At 33.3% G+C, this 16075-nt stretch carries 15 protein-coding genes and 2 pseudogenes; 5 read left to right on the top strand and 12 right to left on the bottom strand.

The window, feature by feature from the left end:
- Window positions 1-29 precede the first annotated feature (29 nt).
- From I4N53_RS02730 to I4N53_RS02715, 4 genes are all read right to left on the bottom strand, one after another.
- Window positions 30-1085 (bottom strand): BMP family protein, encoded by a 1056-nt coding sequence (locus I4N53_RS02730; RefSeq protein ID WP_003867522.1) that lies wholly within the window; start codon window positions 1083-1085, stop codon window positions 30-32.
- A gap of 287 nt (window positions 1086-1372) precedes the next feature.
- A complete protein-coding gene (locus I4N53_RS02725; RefSeq protein ID WP_009051782.1) occupies window positions 1373-2011 on the bottom strand; it encodes a cyclodeaminase/cyclohydrolase family protein in 639 nt (212 codons plus the stop codon).
- Between the two features lie 89 nt (window positions 2012-2100).
- Window positions 2101-3198, bottom strand: a complete 1098-nt coding sequence (locus tag I4N53_RS02720; protein WP_013149856.1) for a response regulator — start codon at window positions 3196-3198, stop codon at window positions 2101-2103.
- Window positions 3199-3208: 10 nt separating this feature from the next.
- Window positions 3209-4912, bottom strand: a complete 1704-nt coding sequence (locus I4N53_RS02715) for a sensor histidine kinase (RefSeq protein ID WP_214495511.1) — start codon at window positions 4910-4912, stop codon at window positions 3209-3211.
- Between the two features lie 173 nt (window positions 4913-5085).
- Here I4N53_RS02715 and I4N53_RS02710 point away from each other — a divergent pair, with 173 nt between their 5' ends.
- From I4N53_RS02710 to aglA, 4 genes are all read left to right on the top strand, one after another.
- The gene (locus tag I4N53_RS02710) at window positions 5086-6372 is read left to right on the top strand and encodes an ABC transporter substrate-binding protein (RefSeq protein WP_214495510.1); all 1287 of its coding nucleotides are present in this window, start codon (window positions 5086-5088) and stop codon (window positions 6370-6372) included.
- Between the two features lie 75 nt (window positions 6373-6447).
- On the top strand, window positions 6448-7371 hold the full coding sequence (locus I4N53_RS02705; RefSeq protein ID WP_214495509.1) for an ABC transporter permease subunit: 924 nt from the start codon (window positions 6448-6450) through the stop codon (window positions 7369-7371).
- 12 nt (window positions 7372-7383) lie between these two features.
- Complete coding sequence (locus tag I4N53_RS02700) at window positions 7384-8217, top strand: carbohydrate ABC transporter permease (protein WP_003867529.1); 834 nt, start codon at window positions 7384-7386, stop codon at window positions 8215-8217.
- A gap of 25 nt (window positions 8218-8242) precedes the next feature.
- Window positions 8243-9685 (top strand): alpha-glucosidase AglA, encoded by a 1443-nt coding sequence (gene aglA / locus I4N53_RS02695; protein ID WP_003867530.1) that lies wholly within the window; start codon window positions 8243-8245, stop codon window positions 9683-9685.
- 67 nt (window positions 9686-9752) lie between these two features.
- Here the strand turns inward: aglA and I4N53_RS02690 are convergent, their stop codons facing one another.
- The 5 genes from I4N53_RS02690 to I4N53_RS02670 form a co-directional block, all read right to left on the bottom strand.
- Window positions 9753-10181 carry a DUF86 domain-containing protein gene (locus I4N53_RS02690; RefSeq protein WP_003867531.1) on the bottom strand — a complete coding sequence of 143 codons (429 nt, stop codon included), beginning with the start codon at window positions 10179-10181 and terminating at the stop codon, window positions 9753-9755.
- 17 nt (window positions 10182-10198) lie between these two features.
- The gene (locus tag I4N53_RS02685) at window positions 10199-10630 is read right to left on the bottom strand and encodes a nucleotidyltransferase domain-containing protein (protein WP_003867532.1); all 432 of its coding nucleotides are present in this window, start codon (window positions 10628-10630) and stop codon (window positions 10199-10201) included.
- Window positions 10631-10663: 33 nt separating this feature from the next.
- Entirely contained in the window at window positions 10664-11125 is a 462-nt protein-coding gene (locus I4N53_RS02680) for a hypothetical protein (RefSeq protein WP_003867533.1), read from the bottom strand.
- A gap of 9 nt (window positions 11126-11134) precedes the next feature.
- Window positions 11135-12031, bottom strand: coding sequence for a glutamate formimidoyltransferase (gene ftcD / locus I4N53_RS02675; RefSeq protein WP_003867534.1), 897 nt, complete (start codon window positions 12029-12031; stop codon window positions 11135-11137).
- A gap of 181 nt (window positions 12032-12212) precedes the next feature.
- Complete coding sequence (locus I4N53_RS02670) at window positions 12213-13976, bottom strand: methyl-accepting chemotaxis protein (protein WP_009051789.1); 1764 nt, start codon at window positions 13974-13976, stop codon at window positions 12213-12215.
- A gap of 344 nt (window positions 13977-14320) precedes the next feature.
- On the opposite strand from I4N53_RS02670, the gene I4N53_RS12290 reads away from it, so the two are divergent.
- The gene (locus I4N53_RS12290; protein ID WP_012268597.1) at window positions 14321-14467 is read left to right on the top strand and encodes an ISNCY family transposase; all 147 of its coding nucleotides are present in this window, start codon (window positions 14321-14323) and stop codon (window positions 14465-14467) included.
- A gap of 444 nt (window positions 14468-14911) precedes the next feature.
- Here the strand turns inward: I4N53_RS12290 and I4N53_RS02660 are convergent.
- From I4N53_RS02660 to I4N53_RS02650, 3 genes and pseudogenes are all read right to left on the bottom strand, one after another.
- A pseudogene (locus tag I4N53_RS02660) lies at window positions 14912-15049 on the bottom strand (ISLre2 family transposase); the annotation flags it as partial.
- Window positions 15050-15150: 101 nt separating this feature from the next.
- Window positions 15151-15348, bottom strand: a pseudogene (locus tag I4N53_RS02655) (chemotaxis protein); the annotation flags it as partial.
- 14 nt (window positions 15349-15362) lie between these two features.
- Window positions 15363-15962: an HD-GYP domain-containing protein gene (locus tag I4N53_RS02650; RefSeq protein WP_003867539.1), complete on the bottom strand. Its 600-nt coding sequence runs from the start codon at window positions 15960-15962 to the stop codon at window positions 15363-15365.
- Window positions 15963-16075 lie beyond the last annotated feature (113 nt).

Here is a 16075-nt window from a genome sequence, read left to right as displayed (position 1 = left end):
ATTCAGCCCCGGTTTTTTATGGTTTTAGTTTATTTTGAAACTTTGTCAGATACTGTTATCTTACCGTCTTTTATATCTTGTGCTAATTGATTAACTTTATCTATGATAGATTGTGGAACATCTTTATTCACTTTACCTATTCCAACACCGTCATTCTTTAAGTCAAAGTATACAATTCCACTCTTAAAGTTGCCATTTAAAGTATCTTTTATAACATTGTATGTTGCAACATCAACCCTCTTAACTGCTGATGTCAAAACATGATCAGGAGCTAAATAGCTTTGGTCTGCGTCAACACCAATAGCATATACGTTTTTCTCTTGGGCTGCTTTTATTACACCCTCGCCAGTACCACCAGCAACTTGGAAGATGATTTCTGCACCCTGGCTTATCTGTGTCAAAGCCATTTGTTTACCTGTTGCTGGGTCATCGAAATTATTTGTATAATTGATTAGAATTTTTATGTCCGGATTAACAGCTTTTGCACCTTGTTGATAACCTGCAATAAAGCGATCAACTGGTGGTATCTGCATTCCGCCAACAACACCTATGGTGTTTGTACCTTTTACCTTACCAACTTTTTCTTTTTCCATTAATCCAGCCATAGCGCCTACAAGATAGCCGACTTGCTCTTCCTTGAACATAGCTGATGAAACGTTAGGCCTGTCTGTCACTTCTGAATCAATTATCAGAAATTTTGTGTCAGGGAATTTTTGTGATACCTCTTCAACAGCATCATGCATCATAAAACCTACTGCAATTACCAAGTTGTACCCTTGTTGTGCAAAATTTGTTAAGTTCGGTACATAGTCTTCCATTTTCTTTGATTGTATTACGTTCACTGTAACACCTAATTCTTTAGCAGCTCTTTGCAAGCCTTCATAAGCCATTTGGTTAAAGCTGCGGTCATTGATGCCACCCACATCTGTTACAAGACCTACTTTAAAATCTTTGTTTTTAGATTCTTGCGCAGTCTCGGGTTGTGTACTTTCTTGCTTTGTTTTTGAAGAGCAACCCGACAAAAGCACTGAAACTGATAACACTACAATTAACAAGGATGCTAAAACAACACGCCACCTTTTCATCATATAACCTCCTACAAAAATTTTGTTACCGTTTACTACTTGTATAAGTAGTAAACATATAAACTTGTCTGACATCTAACTTTATTATAACTTTATTAATCTCTTGTTACAAATTCTAAAATAAGTTATTTTATTGAGCTCTTTTATAGATATCTTTTTAAATCTTCTCTTTTCTTTATATTTCTGCAATAACTATTTTTTTATGCAAAATTTAAAGCTTATTTTAAGAACTTTCGGCACTATTAGCTTAAAGGTAGCGCAAAATAAAGAGTGCTCATCGCACTCTATCAAGAAATTTTATTTAAAACTTTATTTACAATTTCATCCCTTATATTTTTGTATTTTGCCAAAATTTCATCACATTCTTTGTTTGCCTTTTCGGCAATTTCTCTATCTTTAATATAAGGAATATTCACTTTAACATTCAAAACAGCTCCCTCTATTGCTGCATATAGTAGAATCGCTCCAACTGCCGCATCAGATATGGCATTAGGATTCCCGTATTCCGCAATCAACATCGTAGGAGTAAAAGCCTCTCCACACAACCTCGCAAGTTTTAGAGGAACATTCATAGCGTTAATATAAGCTTTTTGAAGTGCTTCGTTTCTTATTTTTTTATTTTCTTCAGTATCTTTTGGCATTTTAAGGGCTTTCATCACTTCGTCATAAGCTACAGTGTCTTCATCAACAAGCTTTACATATTCTGCAAGAAGTCGATTACATATACTAAGCCCTTGTTGAATCTCTTCTTTAATATCATCAGTATATTCCTCATAAAATTTTCGCCCTATTGTAAGATTGTAAACCATAGAAGAAAGGGCAATCCCAAGGCTTGCCGCTGCCGCCGATACACTTCCCCCTCCCGGCGTTGGTGATTTTGAGGCCACTTTTTCAATATACTCCTTTAATGAATCATCAATCAGCATAAAACCATCTCCTTCTCTGTGTATATATTTTCCCCCACTACCTATTATACCAATGAGATATAATTTTCGTAATACAACATAAAAAATTGTTACAATATTTTTTCTCTATACTCTTTTGGAGTAAAACCTGTTATGTTTTTAAAAACTTTGCTAAAATAGTGTTGATCAGTATATCCAACTGCTTCGGCTACTTCGTAGATTTTAACCTTTACATCTTTTAAAAGTTCCTTTGCTTTTTCAATCCTGCAAGCAGTTAAATAATCTGAAAATGTGACACCCATTTCACTTTTAAATAAAGTACTTAAATAATTTGGGGTTATATACAATTTTTCAGCGATGCTATTCAAAGAAATATTTACATCACTATAATTTTCTTGTATTAGTTTGATAGCCTCATCAATTAATTTCCTATTTTTAGAATTTTTAGTAAGAGAAACATATTCACATACTACTTCTATTATATTTCCCATCCATTCTCGAAGGTTTTCTTTGGTAGATAATTCGGAAATTTGCCTCCAAGGGTCCGTTTCTTTAAATAAAATATCTGCATTTTCTCCAATTTCTATAAGCGACCGCGTAATAACTGCAACAAGCTCTAACCCCCATCTCTTTATAAAATCTTCTGTATAATTTTTGTCGCGAAATTCATTCCAAATCTCGTTAAAAATATTAAGAGCCAAATCTTTATCTCCCCGTTTTATCGCTTTTGATAATTTCTCTTCCAATTTTAAAGGATATTTATAATATTCTGCTTTAAAAAATTTCAAGTCTTCTTTGTTCAAGGATGGTAATGGTTCCTTTTTTTTGTCCAATAATTCTTTTCTTTTTAAAACCGCTCGTCTTACAGTTTCTTTTAGCGTGTCAATGTCGATAGGCTTTAAAATATAATCAAAGGCTCCTAACCTTATAGCTTGTTGAGCATATTTAAAATCATCATATGCACTTAACAAAATTACCACAACTAGAGGATCAATCTTTTTAACTTCCCTTGTAAGTTGGAGGCCATCCATAAAGGGCATACGTATATCCGTTAAAATTATATCAGGTTGTTCTCTGTTAAACACATGAAGAGCACTTTTTCCATTAGCTTCGCAACCTACCACGCGTAAATCCAGTTCCTGCCAATTAACATTATTTTTAAGCCCTTCCCTTACAATTGGCTCATCATCTACAATTAAAATTTTCATAAAATCCACCTCACAAAACAGCAGGAATTACAATCCGGGCAACAGTATTGTTATCTATTACTTGGTAATAAAGTCCATACTCTTCCCCATAATATAACTTAATCCTTTCATTAACATTCTGTATTCCATAACTGTCTTTATCCTCTGACGGCGAATCCAATAGTTTATTTACCACATCCAAATCTATAGGATTACCATTATTTATGACCTCAAATACAATTTTTCCATCACCTAAATAACCGTTAATCAAAATTTTTCCTTTTCCTTCATAAGTCTCTATCCCATGAATTATTGCATTTTCAACAAGAGGCTGCAAAATTAACTTTATCGTCTTGTAGTGTAAAATTGTTTTATCTATATTAAAACTCACCTCAAATTTATCTTTAAATCTGATTTTTTGAATTGTAATATAGCTTTCGACATGCTTAAGTTCTTTATCAACAGTAGTTACATCATTCCCTTTATTAATGCTGTATCTCAAAATTGATGCTAAAGAATTCACAATCTTACTTATTTCAGGTGCATTGTGCTTTACTGCCAACCAATTTACAGTATCAAGTGTATTGTATAAAAAATGCGGATTTATCTGTGCTTGCAAAGCCTTTAATTCCGCGTCTTTTTCCTTTATTTTTGATAAATACACTTCATGTATAAGTTCATTTATCCTTTTTATCATGTAGTTAAAACTTGAATATAATACTCCTATTTCTCCATCCCAGTTTTCTTCAACACTTATGTTGAAATTTCCTTTCTCAACTCTTTTCATTTCAGTAGCAAGTTTTATTATTGGCTGTGAAATACTGTATGAAAAATAGAGAGAAATTAAGGCTGCAATTACAACACTCAAAAGCGCAGTAAGATAGATAAAATTTCTTATCATCTTAGCTTTTTCATTAAGTTCATTCAGAGGTATCATACCGACAAGTTTCCACCCATTTTGAGGTAGAGTATTGTATATAACCATTATTTTATTACCATTCATAGTAATAAAATTACTTCTAGAACTGCTATTGTATAATTTAGTGGTATAAGGATATAAAAAGCTTTTGTCTTCAGAATATATCAGCTCTCCTTTGTCATCAACGAGATACACCTTTCCAGTTTTTCCAAGGTGTATATCAGATATTATTGAAGCAATTTTTGACATATCCATATCTACAGAAATAACTGCTATAGGTTTAGTAAAATTTTTTACATCGAAAACCAACCTCGAAACAGAAATCATTTGTTTCCCAAAATCATTGTTTATATACCAGTACAACCTGCCATTTAGCTGTATAGTTTTTTTATACCATTCTTTATCTTCTACTACTTTTGAAGACATCACATCATTTTGTTCCAATCTCATTGGGTATTGATTTTTACGCAAAGCAAAAATCTCTATAGAAGAATAATTTTTATTAAATATTCCAGGATATAATATACTGTTCCTAATAGCTGTAACTTCTCTGTTTATTTGAAAAGGAGTTTCTTTGTCATTGCGTGACAAATTATATTGAAGTTCCTTATTCATCGAAACATAAAGTATAGTATTCTTCATATTTTCTAGCATCTTTGATATGTTTTTATTAGCTTGATTTAAAGTCTGAAAAGTACTCTTTCTTACCTCTTCATTTATATATCTTGATGTAATATTACCTGTTATCGCTGCCACCATTATAAGCGGTATAACTATTATTAAAATATATGAAAGCAAAATTTTTTTATATAACATAAAAACCACCTTTATAAAATATTTCAACGAAATAAATCAATTACCTCCCTTACACATAAAAGTTTATAAAAAACTACACAAAATATTAAAAATATCACATTATTTTTGCAACCGATTTCTTATATAATTATTATACAACATCAAAACTATATTTAGTTAAGGAGGAGTTTTTGATGGGTAAAAAAAATAAAATCCTGACCTTAATAGTTTCGCTGGCACTAATAGTAACTTTAATTGCTGGTTGTGGTTCTAACACGAGCTCGTCCACTTCAAGTAATACTTCTAAAGACGAACCAGTTACAATTACTTATTCTGCAGGTAAAGATTCTACACCAGCTACTCAAAAATTAATTGAAGCTTTTGAAAAAAAATATCCAAATATTAAAGTCAAATTTCAAGAACTACCCAACTCTACAGATGATCAACATAATTCATATGTCACTGCATTGTCAGCAGGAGATTCAAGTATCGATGTTTTAGCAATGGACATTATTTGGACACCTGAATTTGCTGCTGCTGATTGGTTACTTCCATTAGATGATAAATTTACAGAAGAAATGAGAGAAAAGTTTTTACCGGGACCCGTTGAAGCGGTAACATATAATGGCCATGTGTGGGCAGTACCAAGATTTACAGACGCAGGAGTTCTCTATTATAGAAAAGATATCATAGATACTCCTCCGAAAACTTGGGATGAATTAATTCAAATGTCAAAAGAAAATGTTGGTAAAGGTGGTACTAAATATGGAATAGTATTTCAGGGCAATCAATATGAAGGTTTAGTTTGCGATGCTTTAGAACTTATAGGAAGCAATGGTGGAAGTGTTCTTGAAGGAGACAAAGTGACAATAAACACACCACAAGCAGTAGCAGGACTTCAATACCTGATAGATTTAGTAAAGATCGCTCCTCCAGGTGTAACAACGTATCAAGAAGAAGAGGCAAGGAATGTATTCCAACAAGGTGAAGCAATTTTTATGAGAAACTGGCCTTATGCATGGTCTTTAGTAAATGGAGATGATTCCCCAATAAAAGGTAAAGTAGGTATAGCTCCAATTCCAAAAGGAAAAAACGGCCAAGCTGGAACCCCAGTTTTAGGGGGATGGAATCTCGGTATAAACAAATACTCAAAACATCCTGAAGAAGCATGGAAATTTATAGAATTTGTTACAAGTGAAGAAGGTCAAAAGATAACCGCTTTAGAAGGCGGCAATCTCCCAACAATAAAATCTTTATATCAAGATGAAGAAGTTTTGGCAAAAAATCCTTATTGGGCAGATTTTTATGATGCATTCATAACAGCTAAGCCAAGACCTGTATCTCCTTTTTATCCTCAAATGTCTGATTCAATGCAAATTAACTTTCATAAAGCTTTGACAGGAGAAATAACAGCACAGCAAGCTATACAAAACATAGCGAAAGATTTGAACGACATAATTAAAAATGAAGGTAAAAAGTAAACTTAATGTACTTCTTCATACAAATCCAAAGTGGCAGCTTTTTGCTGCCACTTAATATAAAAAAGAGGTGATAACGTGGTAGAACAAAAAAATTTAACATCCCCAACTAAACAATCTAAGTTCCAACTAAGTGAAGCCACATTGGGATATATATTAGTTGCTCCAGCCTTACTCTGTATTATTGCAATAGCTTTATATCCTGTACTCAATACTTTTAAATTAAGTCTTTATTACATGAAATTGCAGCTTCCTGGACTCACTCATTTTGTAGGACTTCAAAATTACATCACACTATCCTCTGATTCCAGATTTTGGTCAGCAACTTCAAATACAATTGTTTTTACAGTTGTATCTGTAGCACTGGAGTTAGTGCTCGGAATGATAATGGCACTTTTGATGAATAAAAAATTTAAAGGTACAGGATTGGTAAGAGCTGCCGTGTTGATTCCATGGGCAATACCCACTATAGTATCCGCCCTCATGTGGAAATTCATTTATAATGACCAATTTGGTGTACTGAATGATATTTTAATGAAAACGGGCTTGATTGATAGTTACAGAGCTTGGTTGGGTAGCCCTTCTTTAGCAATGGGATCAGCTATATTTGCAGATGTATGGAAAACTGCACCTTTCATGGCATTATTATTGCTTGCCGGACTTCAAAACATATCTCATGACCTTTATGAGGCGGCAAAAGTAGATGGAGCAGGAAGCATAAGACAATTTTTTAGTATCACTTTACCATTGTTAAAACCTACAATTTTAGTTGCCCTCATATTTAGAACATTAGACGCTTTTAGAGTGTTTGACCTCATTTTCGTAATGACAGGAGGAGGACCTGGTAACTCAACAGAAACCCTTTCAATATATGCATATAAAACCCTTTTTAGAAACCTTGACTTTGGAATTGGTTCAGCAATAGCTGTTATAATATTCATCTTTGTTTTCATTTTTGCAATGTTCTATATAAAGCTTTTAGATAAAAGCATTTTGAAATGAGGTGATATAAAAATGAAACTTAAAAATACCATAAACCAAATTATTTTCTATATTTTTTTAACAATATTCCTTGTGTATATAATTTTCCCTTTTCTATGGCAAACACTTACCTCCTTTAAAACTCCACAAGAACTATTTAGTATTCCTCCAACATGGATTCCAAGTAAAATTTATACGGGATATTATATAAATGTATTTACTAAACGCCCTTTTTTAACCTATTTGAAAAATAGTTTTATTGTTGCTTCATCTACCACTCTTTTTAGTCTTTTTGTATCTTCTTTTGCAGCATATGCTTTAGCAAGGCTTAAATTTAAAGGAAAGGCGATAATACTATCTTTAGTTTTGTCTGTATCAATGTTTCCTGGAATAGCTATTGTAAGCCCTCTGTTTATTTTTCTAAAAAATGTAAACCTATTAAATAGCTATCTAGGGCTTATATTAACATACACTACTTTTGCAATTCCTCTTTCTTTGTGGATTTTAACCTCATTTTTTAAAGAAATTCCTTTTGAACTTGAAGAATCTGCAAAAGTAGATGGTGCTACTCCTATGCAAGCATTTTTAAAGATAATAATGCCTCTTGCTACCCCAGGTATGTTTACAACTGCCATTCTCACGTTTATAGCTGCATGGAATGAATTCCTCTTCGCCCTTGTATTTAACACACAAGACTCAATGAGAACAGTACCCGTCGGTATAGCTATGTTTCCTGGAGAACATGACCTTCCTTGGGGAGATATTGCAGCAGCATCTGTTGTAGTAACTGTTCCTCTAATTATAATGGTACTTATCTTCCAAAAAAGGATAATCTCCGGTTTGACTGCTGGAGCAGTAAAAGGATAAAAATTTTATGAAAGGAGTGTTTTAAATGCCATCAGTAAAAATTGGTATTATAGGTGCAGGAAGTGCTGTATTTTCTCTGAGGTTGGTGAGCGATTTATGCAAAACTCCAGCGTTATATGGAAGCTTAGTAACTCTCATGGATATCGATGAAGAAAGATTAGAGGCCGTGTACATACTTGCAAAAAGGTATGTGGAAGAAGTAGGAGCAGAGTTAAAGTTTGAAAAAACTAAAAATTTAGAAGATGCCATAATAGATGCAGATTTCGTAATAAATACAGCAATGGTAGGAGGACATACTTATCTAGAAAAAGTCAGACAGATTAGCGAAAAATATGGCTATTATAGAGGAATAGATGCACAGGAATTTAATATGGTTTCAGATTATTACACTTTCTCAAATTACAATCAGTTGAAATATTTCGTAGAAATTGCCAAGAAAATTGAAAAACTGTCTCCAAACGCCTGGTATTTACAAGCTGCTAATCCCGTATTTGAAGGCACAACTCTTGTAACAAGGACCTCTTCGATAAAAGCAGTTGGATTCTGCCATGGACATCTTGCATTAAAAGAAGTATTTGACACACTGGGACTTAAGCATAATAAAGTAGATTGGCAAGTAGCAGGAGTAAATCACGGAATATGGCTTAATAGATTTATATATGAAGGAAAAAGTGCTTACGAAAAGCTCAACACCTGGATAGAGGAAAATTCTCACAACTGGAAACCTCTTCATCCATTTAATGACCAGCTATCCTCAGCTGCCATTGATATGTACAAGTTTCACGGAGTTTTGCCTGTTGGCGATACCGTAAGAAATGCTTCTTGGCGGTATCATAAAAACCTGGAAACAAAGAAAAAGTGGTATGGAGAACCTTGGGGTGGTGCAGACTCTGAAATAGGTTGGAAATGGTACCAAGAAACATTAGGAAAAATTACAGACATCACTAAAAAGATTGCAAAGTTCTTGATAGAAAATCCAAAAGCAAAGTTTAGCGATATAAAAGAAATTTTCGGTCAAGAGGCAAAAGACAATGAATTACTACAGGAAATGGAAAAAATACTAGACCCAGAGCAAAAAAGTGAAGAACAGCACATTCCTTTCGTAGAATCGATTGTAACCGGCAAAAAAGAAAGATTTGTAGTAAATATACCAAATAGAAGAATAATTCCTGCAGTAGAAAATGATGTTGTTGTAGAAGTACCTGCAATAGTAGATAGCGAAGGAATACATCCAGAAAAAATAGAACCCATGCTCCCAGAGAGAGTAATAAAGTATTACCTAAAACCGAGAATTATGAGAATGGAAATGGCAGTAGAAACATTTTTAACAGGGGACATAGACATAATAAAAGAACTTCTGTACAGAGACCCTAGAACTCAAAATGATGGGCAGGTAGAAAAAGTTTTAGAAGAAATTCTATCCCTACCAGAAAATGAAGAGATGAGAAAACATTATTTAAAAAAATAGTGAGGCTAAATTTAACTAATGAGGTGCCATTTGTAAAATCCTTTGTACAAATGGCACCTTTTTTATTTTACTCTCTTTTTAGCACCTTCTTTTTTATTTCCGATACAAATTCTTCTATATCTTTAAGGTTAGATGTAATAATCTCATATAATTCTTCATCTGTCACTAAATTGTAAAGATGCACCATTCTATTTCTATATCCCGCCATTTTCACTAATTTTTTACTCAACTCCTCATCTATATATCCGTATTCTCCTAACCCTCTCGCAATTGATTTATATTCTTTTGATAATTCGATATTACCTGCCTTTGCTAATATATGCCTTCCTATATCGAAAATTGCCTCCAAAGTTCTCCTTAAAAAACTTTCTGCAGCCGCAGAATTTCTTTTATCACTTAAAAAAGTTGCTTTATCCATTGAAGACAAAACTTTTAGTTCCTCCAAATACTCGCTAATAAGAATAAGTCTTTCCAAAATTAACTGGCTATTTATCATATTCCCCACCACAACTTTTAATATTTTTCTAGCACTTCTTCAATGTACTTATCGTACATATATTTAAAGTCTGCTGCTCTTCTTAAAATCTGCATTTCATAACTATCTTTAAACTCTTCAGAGTAGGAATATACGCATATCCCCTTTAAGGCTTCTAGCTGGAATATGGAATGATTTTCTTGAAGAAATACCAAGTCCAATTTATAAGGTTTAAAAAGATCTTCTAGCTCATTGTAAATATCCGCATAAAGCAAATAACGCTTTTCTATTTTTTCTATATCCTCCAAAAAAACCACGCCTACATCAATGTCTGCCAAAGGGTCATCTATGACTACTTTCTCCCCCTGCAGTAATTTCAATGCATTTTCTTTTTGTGAACCAAACAGGTACACTAAACCTATTTTGTATTTTTCACATATTTCTGATAACTTCTGGGATACAGCAAACATTCTTCTTCACCCATTTTCATTGTAACATAAAAACTATTTTATTCCAATAACAACCACATCATTCCCCTTTGACTTTATCACTGTATTTGAAAGCATGATTTCAAGGCTTTTTAGAGCCTTTTGAAGCAGTGCCTCATCAGATGCCTCTCTTGTCGCTCTTACTGTAGAATGTATACCTCCACCCTGTTTTAAAATGTCAATATAGGAATAACCTTTAAGCTTTAGAGCCATTTCATTTTCTCTAGAACCATAGTGCATAATATGAGTATGAGGATCTACAAATCCAGGAATTGCAATCATGCCTTTTGCGTCAATTTTTTCTTTTGCAGAAATTGCGGCAGGTGATTTCCCTGCCGCTAAAATTTTTCCATCTTTTATTGCAATATAAGCATCTTCAATTTCTTCTATATTTTCCATGTCACTTCCACATAGCGGGCAATTGCCAAGAGGTGTATAAATTTTCTTAATGTTGTATATTAACAAATCTGCCTCCATTTTAACACCTCATTCGTATATTCTATTTTCTAAAACCATATTTTCAGAAAAGTTCTCTATTCTTAAATAATAATCTGCCACATCAAACAAAGCCTTTGCTGGCACAAGCCCTATTATTTCACTGCCTATAACATTTACCCCATACCTACTAGCTTCTGCTTTAATTGTTTCAAAAACTCTGTAAATAGGTGTTTTATTAAAATCAGTAAGGTTCATCGACACCTGCACAATTCCTCTTTCTTTTAATTCCACCCCCATCGCCTTTACATACCGGTAACCGCCGTTTGAAAATCGGATAGCTTTAGCAATTTTGTTAGCTATATCAATATTGTCTGTAGCAAGATTGACATTGTAGGCAATGAGAAAATTTCTTGCGCCAATCACTGTCGCACCGCTTTTTGGGTTCATCTCCTGCGGACCAAAGTCTGGCTTCCATTCCGGCTGTTTTATCTTTTCAAAAAAGCCTTCATATTCTCCCCGCCTTATATTCTCTAAATTTTTTCTTTCAGGAGTTGTAGCAGCTTCTTCATATAAATACACAGGTATATTAAGCTCTCTTCCAACCCTTTCTCCTACTTCTCTTGCAATTTGGATACATTCTTCCATTGTAGCATTTTTTACAGGTATAAAGGGTACTACATCTGTTGCCCCAATCCTCGGATGCTCTCCTTTATGGTACCTCATATCAATTATCTCTGAAGCTTTTTTAATGAGCTTAAAAGCCGCCTCTTTTACTCCCTTTGCATCTCCACAAAAGGTTATAACTGTCCTGTTGTGGTCTTTATCGGAAGAGTAATCCAAAAGCTTCACTCCTTCCGTCGACACAACTTCTTTGACAAGCTGTGCTATTTTTTCTTGGTCTCTTCCTTCACTAAAATTAGGTACACATTCAATTATCTGATCCATTTATTTCCTCATCCTTTCCAACGTTTATTTTAGCATAGGCATTTTTATTCCTTTTTCTTTCGCTTTCAAAACCATTTCTAAATTTTGAATTTGTCAATATAGTATATTTCTATTTAATATGTCAAAAATCCTGCTAATATTTATGCATTTTTAAAATTTAAAAAAGCGGGAGTTCTCCCGCTTACTCTACTTTAAACTGCTTAATTGCTTCCATAAGCGTATTGGCATAATTTTTAAGCTCATTTGCTGTTGTAGCCATTTCCTCCACAATCGCTGACTGCTCCTCTGAAGTTGCCGATACTTCCTCGGCTGATGCTGCAGCCTCCTCTGATACAGCCGCTATGTTTTGTATTGAATCAACTATCTTGTTCTTGTGAGATTCTATCTCCTTTAAAGATTTATTAAGATTGTCAATTTTTTCTACTATGAAATTCACTGCATGAAGTATTCCTTCAAATACATCTTTTGTAGTATTGACTACATTGCTTTGCTCTTCTATCGATTTTGTTGAATCTTCTACTGTTTTGTAGGTATCGTTAATAGTGTTTTGTATTTCAGATATTAAGTTTGCTATGTTTCTCGCTGCCTGTGAAGACTGCTCTGCCAATTTCCTCACTTCATCCGCTACAACTGCAAAGCCCCTTCCTGCTTCTCCTGCTCTCGCTGCCTCTATCGCTGCGTTTAGTGATAAAAGATTTGTCTGGTCAGCTATACCTGTTATCGTCTCTACAATCTTGCTTATTTCCGTAGATTTTTCTAAAAGATAATTTGTGGATTCTTTTACATTGTTATTCGCTTCTACTGTCAGTTCTGTCTTTTTAATTAAGTCATCTATAATCACAAGCCCTTCGTTGGATACCATGCTGACATTTGCTACTTCTTGGTTTATCTCATCAGCGTTTTTAAGGGATTGGTCTATCAATTGCCCAAGTAATACAGTGGCATTAGCGCTCTCCTCTGCCTCTTTTGCTTGGCTAGAAGCTCCTTGTGCGATTTCTTCAATGGCTTTTGCAACATCCTGCGTGGCTTGAGCTGCCTGCTCTGATGCTACTGCTAAATTCTCTGCAGAATGATTTACAGATTCTGATATGCTCTTTATGTCAAAAACAAGTTTCTTTATTCCTTCTATCATTGTGTTGAAGCTGTTTGCCAGTATTCCAACTTCATCTTTTGATTTAATATCAATATTTACATTCAAATTACCATTTGCTCCCTCTTCCATTGTTTTTGATAGTTCATTAAGAGGATTAAGTTTTCTATTAAGGAACCAAATAATAAGCATAGAACCAACAATTAAATTTATTATTGATATTATAATTATTACATTAAGAACTGTTTTTACTGGTCTATAAAAGTCTTCATCATAAGCACCAACATTTACAAACCAATCCCAGGGCGCAAAATACCCAACTGCATTAGTTTTAGGACGCATTTTTTTCTCGCCAGGATTCTGCCAATAAAAATGTATAATACCATTATTTTTAGGATTCCTACCTTCTTCAATAATAAGCTTTACTATATTATTACCTTTAGGGTCTACTACTTCGGATATATCTTCTCCTTCTTTATATGGATGCATCATTTCTATTCCTTGACTATTTATAGCATACATATAAGCTCCTATATTTAGTTCTAGTTTATCATTTTGACCTCTGGTTTTTCCATCTTCCTTTTTAGGATTTAACATCTTAGATTTAAAAATTTCTTGTGCTTCTTCTCTTGTTAGTTTACCCGCTTGAACTTGTTCTTCTAATGCTTCCATGAAAGCAATTCCCATATTTACTTTATTTTTTAGTGCGGTTTCTCCAAGATTTAAAAGTGCCTTTTTAGATACATTATAAGCAGCAAAACCTAAAACAGACATACTTATTAAAGTTACTGCAATGAACATTAAAACTAATGTTGATTTAATACTTTTTGTACCTACTTTTTGCAGTTTTTTCATTTAATGTTCCTCCTTTGTTTAGTATCCATAGGTCTTTGCAGAACCCCAAAATCCTCACAAATTAAGGGGTTCTGCTATATATTTTTAAAGGAATTCCTCCACTTTTGTCAAATTTTATATAGACGACCAAATCCAAAAACAAAATGGGGGGGAAATCCCATGAAAATCAAAGCTAAAAATTATCTCTCTCAGATAATTACGCTAATGTCCAATCTTTTTTTGAAGAAGATAAACCTAAGATTATTAAACTCTTTGAGTCTTTTGTTGATTTATCTGAACTTATTCCGCCTTCTTTTTACGTCCATTATTATTTCCACTACCTATAGGGAATTAGTCTTGAATCTATGCTTACTGCTCTCATTATCCAAAAAATTCTCTCTATCCCTACTATTCAACTGCTCGTTTATATCCTTGGTCTATCTAAAGAACTGAGAGAGCTTTGTGGCTTCTCAAGAGTTCCTAATGCTTCTCAATTCTGTTGCAATAGTTAGTGTTAATATCAGGTATAAGGGTATATTCATGTTGTCCGCATGCTTGTCCAAAAACACCTTCTCCAGGAATTTCAGTATTCCCTCCTGTTTCATTTTTAGTATTATGGTATCTATTAAATTCGGAAAACTTATATTGGCTGTATCAATATTCCCTTTTCTAATAGATTCTAATATTTTTTCTTTATCTTTTTTTGCTTATTTATATTACATTTTATTTGTCGGCATAACATGCTTCTATTTTAAGTCCGTGTCAAGATTTTGTAGGTAAAATTTTTTAACTAAATATTTTAGCTGATTCTCTAAATTACCTCACCGCTAATTACTATTCCTTCTAGTGTTTATGATATATATTTCTATTTATGTTAAATTATTGATTTCAAAAACTAAAAAATTCCTCTTTCTTTACCATCTTTTATATGGTAAAGATTGTTAATCGCTATTGAACTGTTTTGATACTTTTTGAGTAAGTTCATGTATCCCTTTTTCTAGTTCATAAAAATCTTTACTCTCTTTTATTATTTTTATTAAACCTTCTACAAAAAGCAGGATTGCACCCACTATGTGTCGAACATCTAATAACATATCAGACCTCACCTCCCTTTTGATGTTGTTTTGATTTTTTTCGCGGTGAGGTCTTTTTTCTACATTTGCACCTCTTTTTCCTGCTTAATCACCTACTGAAATTTTACACTATCTTCTGTGTTTTGTTTAAAAGAATTTATGTACTTATTTAAAACCGATAAAGCTGCTTGATTGGAATCGTTTATCTTGGTTTTAAGAACACTCTCTGCAATATTTGTAGAAAAATATCCTGCTATGACAAGGGGAATTAAAATAAGCAAGAGCATAAACACCAAAAGTTTTGTTTTAATACTTTTCATTTGTTACCCTCCTATTATATAGAAATAAAGTGTTGTTGATTCCCCTTTTTCTCCCGCAAGACTTCTTCCAGTGCTTCTACGATTTTGTAATTATATTTTTGTAGTTGGGTTTTTAATTCAAATATTGCCTCGTGTATACTTTTTAACCTCTTTTCATTATAAGGCCTTTTTGTAGTCATTGCATCAAAAGAATCACAAATTCCTATTATTTGAGCACTTAAAGGGATAATACTGACACCAAAAGGATAGCCAGAACCATCTAGCCTTTCATGATGGTAAAGTACCCCTGGAACCAAATCCTTCAATGAAGGAAAAATTTTTAACATTTCCGAGCCATAACTCGGATGTATCTTCACAAACTCGTATTCTAACTCTGTAAGCGGACCTGGCTTGTCAAGAATGGAGACAGGTACCAATACCTTGCCAATATCGTGTAATAATCCCCCCTTACAGTTATAAATTTGCTCCTCTTTAGGTAATCCTAATTTTTTAGAAACTAAATAAGTAAGTTTTGCAACTCTTATACTGTGTAAGTAAGTCGTATAGTGATAATGTTTCAAACTCGTCATTAAATGCTTTATAAGATAATACTCGCTGTAATTGTATACTTCCACCGTTTTCCCTTCTTTTCGACATAATTTGACAAAGAAATTATACCATTTGTTTCTTGAAATGTCAATTTTAAAAAAGTTTCAAAAAAAAAAAAAAAAAAAAAAAAAAAAAAAAA

Source organism: Thermoanaerobacter sp. CM-CNRG TB177 (assembly GCF_018588165.1).
GTDB lineage: Bacteria > Bacillota > Thermoanaerobacteria > Thermoanaerobacterales > Thermoanaerobacteraceae > Thermoanaerobacter > Thermoanaerobacter thermocopriae.
Note: the sequence above shows the minus strand (reverse complement) of the source record. Positions and strands in the feature narration are given on the sequence as shown.

What these genes read in the sequence shown, in the direction of transcription:
- I4N53_RS02730 (WP_003867522.1), bottom strand. Translation starts at nt 1,085, where the DNA reads ATGAAAAGGTGGCGTGTTGTTTTAGCATCCTTGTTAATTGTAGTGTTA.
- I4N53_RS02725 (WP_009051782.1), bottom strand. Translation starts at nt 2,011, where the DNA reads ATGCTGATTGATGATTCATTAAAGGAGTATATTGAAAAAGTGGCCTCA.
- I4N53_RS02720 (WP_013149856.1), bottom strand. Translation starts at nt 3,198, where the DNA reads ATGAAAATTTTAATTGTAGATGATGAGCCAATTGTAAGGGAAGGGCTT.
- I4N53_RS02715 (WP_214495511.1), bottom strand. Translation starts at nt 4,912, where the DNA reads ATGTTATATAAAAAAATTTTGCTTTCATATATTTTAATAATAGTTATA.
- I4N53_RS02710 (WP_214495510.1), top strand. Translation starts at nt 5,086, where the DNA reads ATGGGTAAAAAAAATAAAATCCTGACCTTAATAGTTTCGCTGGCACTA.
- I4N53_RS02700 (WP_003867529.1), top strand. Translation starts at nt 7,384, where the DNA reads ATGAAACTTAAAAATACCATAAACCAAATTATTTTCTATATTTTTTTA.
- aglA (WP_003867530.1), top strand. Translation starts at nt 8,243, where the DNA reads ATGCCATCAGTAAAAATTGGTATTATAGGTGCAGGAAGTGCTGTATTT.
- I4N53_RS02690 (WP_003867531.1), bottom strand. Translation starts at nt 10,181, where the DNA reads ATGATAAATAGCCAGTTAATTTTGGAAAGACTTATTCTTATTAGCGAG.
- I4N53_RS02685 (WP_003867532.1), bottom strand. Translation starts at nt 10,630, where the DNA reads ATGTTTGCTGTATCCCAGAAGTTATCAGAAATATGTGAAAAATACAAA.
- I4N53_RS02680 (WP_003867533.1), bottom strand. Translation starts at nt 11,125, where the DNA reads ATGGAGGCAGATTTGTTAATATACAACATTAAGAAAATTTATACACCT.
- ftcD (WP_003867534.1), bottom strand. Translation starts at nt 12,031, where the DNA reads ATGGATCAGATAATTGAATGTGTACCTAATTTTAGTGAAGGAAGAGAC.
- I4N53_RS02670 (WP_009051789.1), bottom strand. Translation starts at nt 13,976, where the DNA reads ATGAAAAAACTGCAAAAAGTAGGTACAAAAAGTATTAAATCAACATTA.
- I4N53_RS12290 (WP_012268597.1), top strand. Translation starts at nt 14,321, where the DNA reads ATGCTTACTGCTCTCATTATCCAAAAAATTCTCTCTATCCCTACTATT.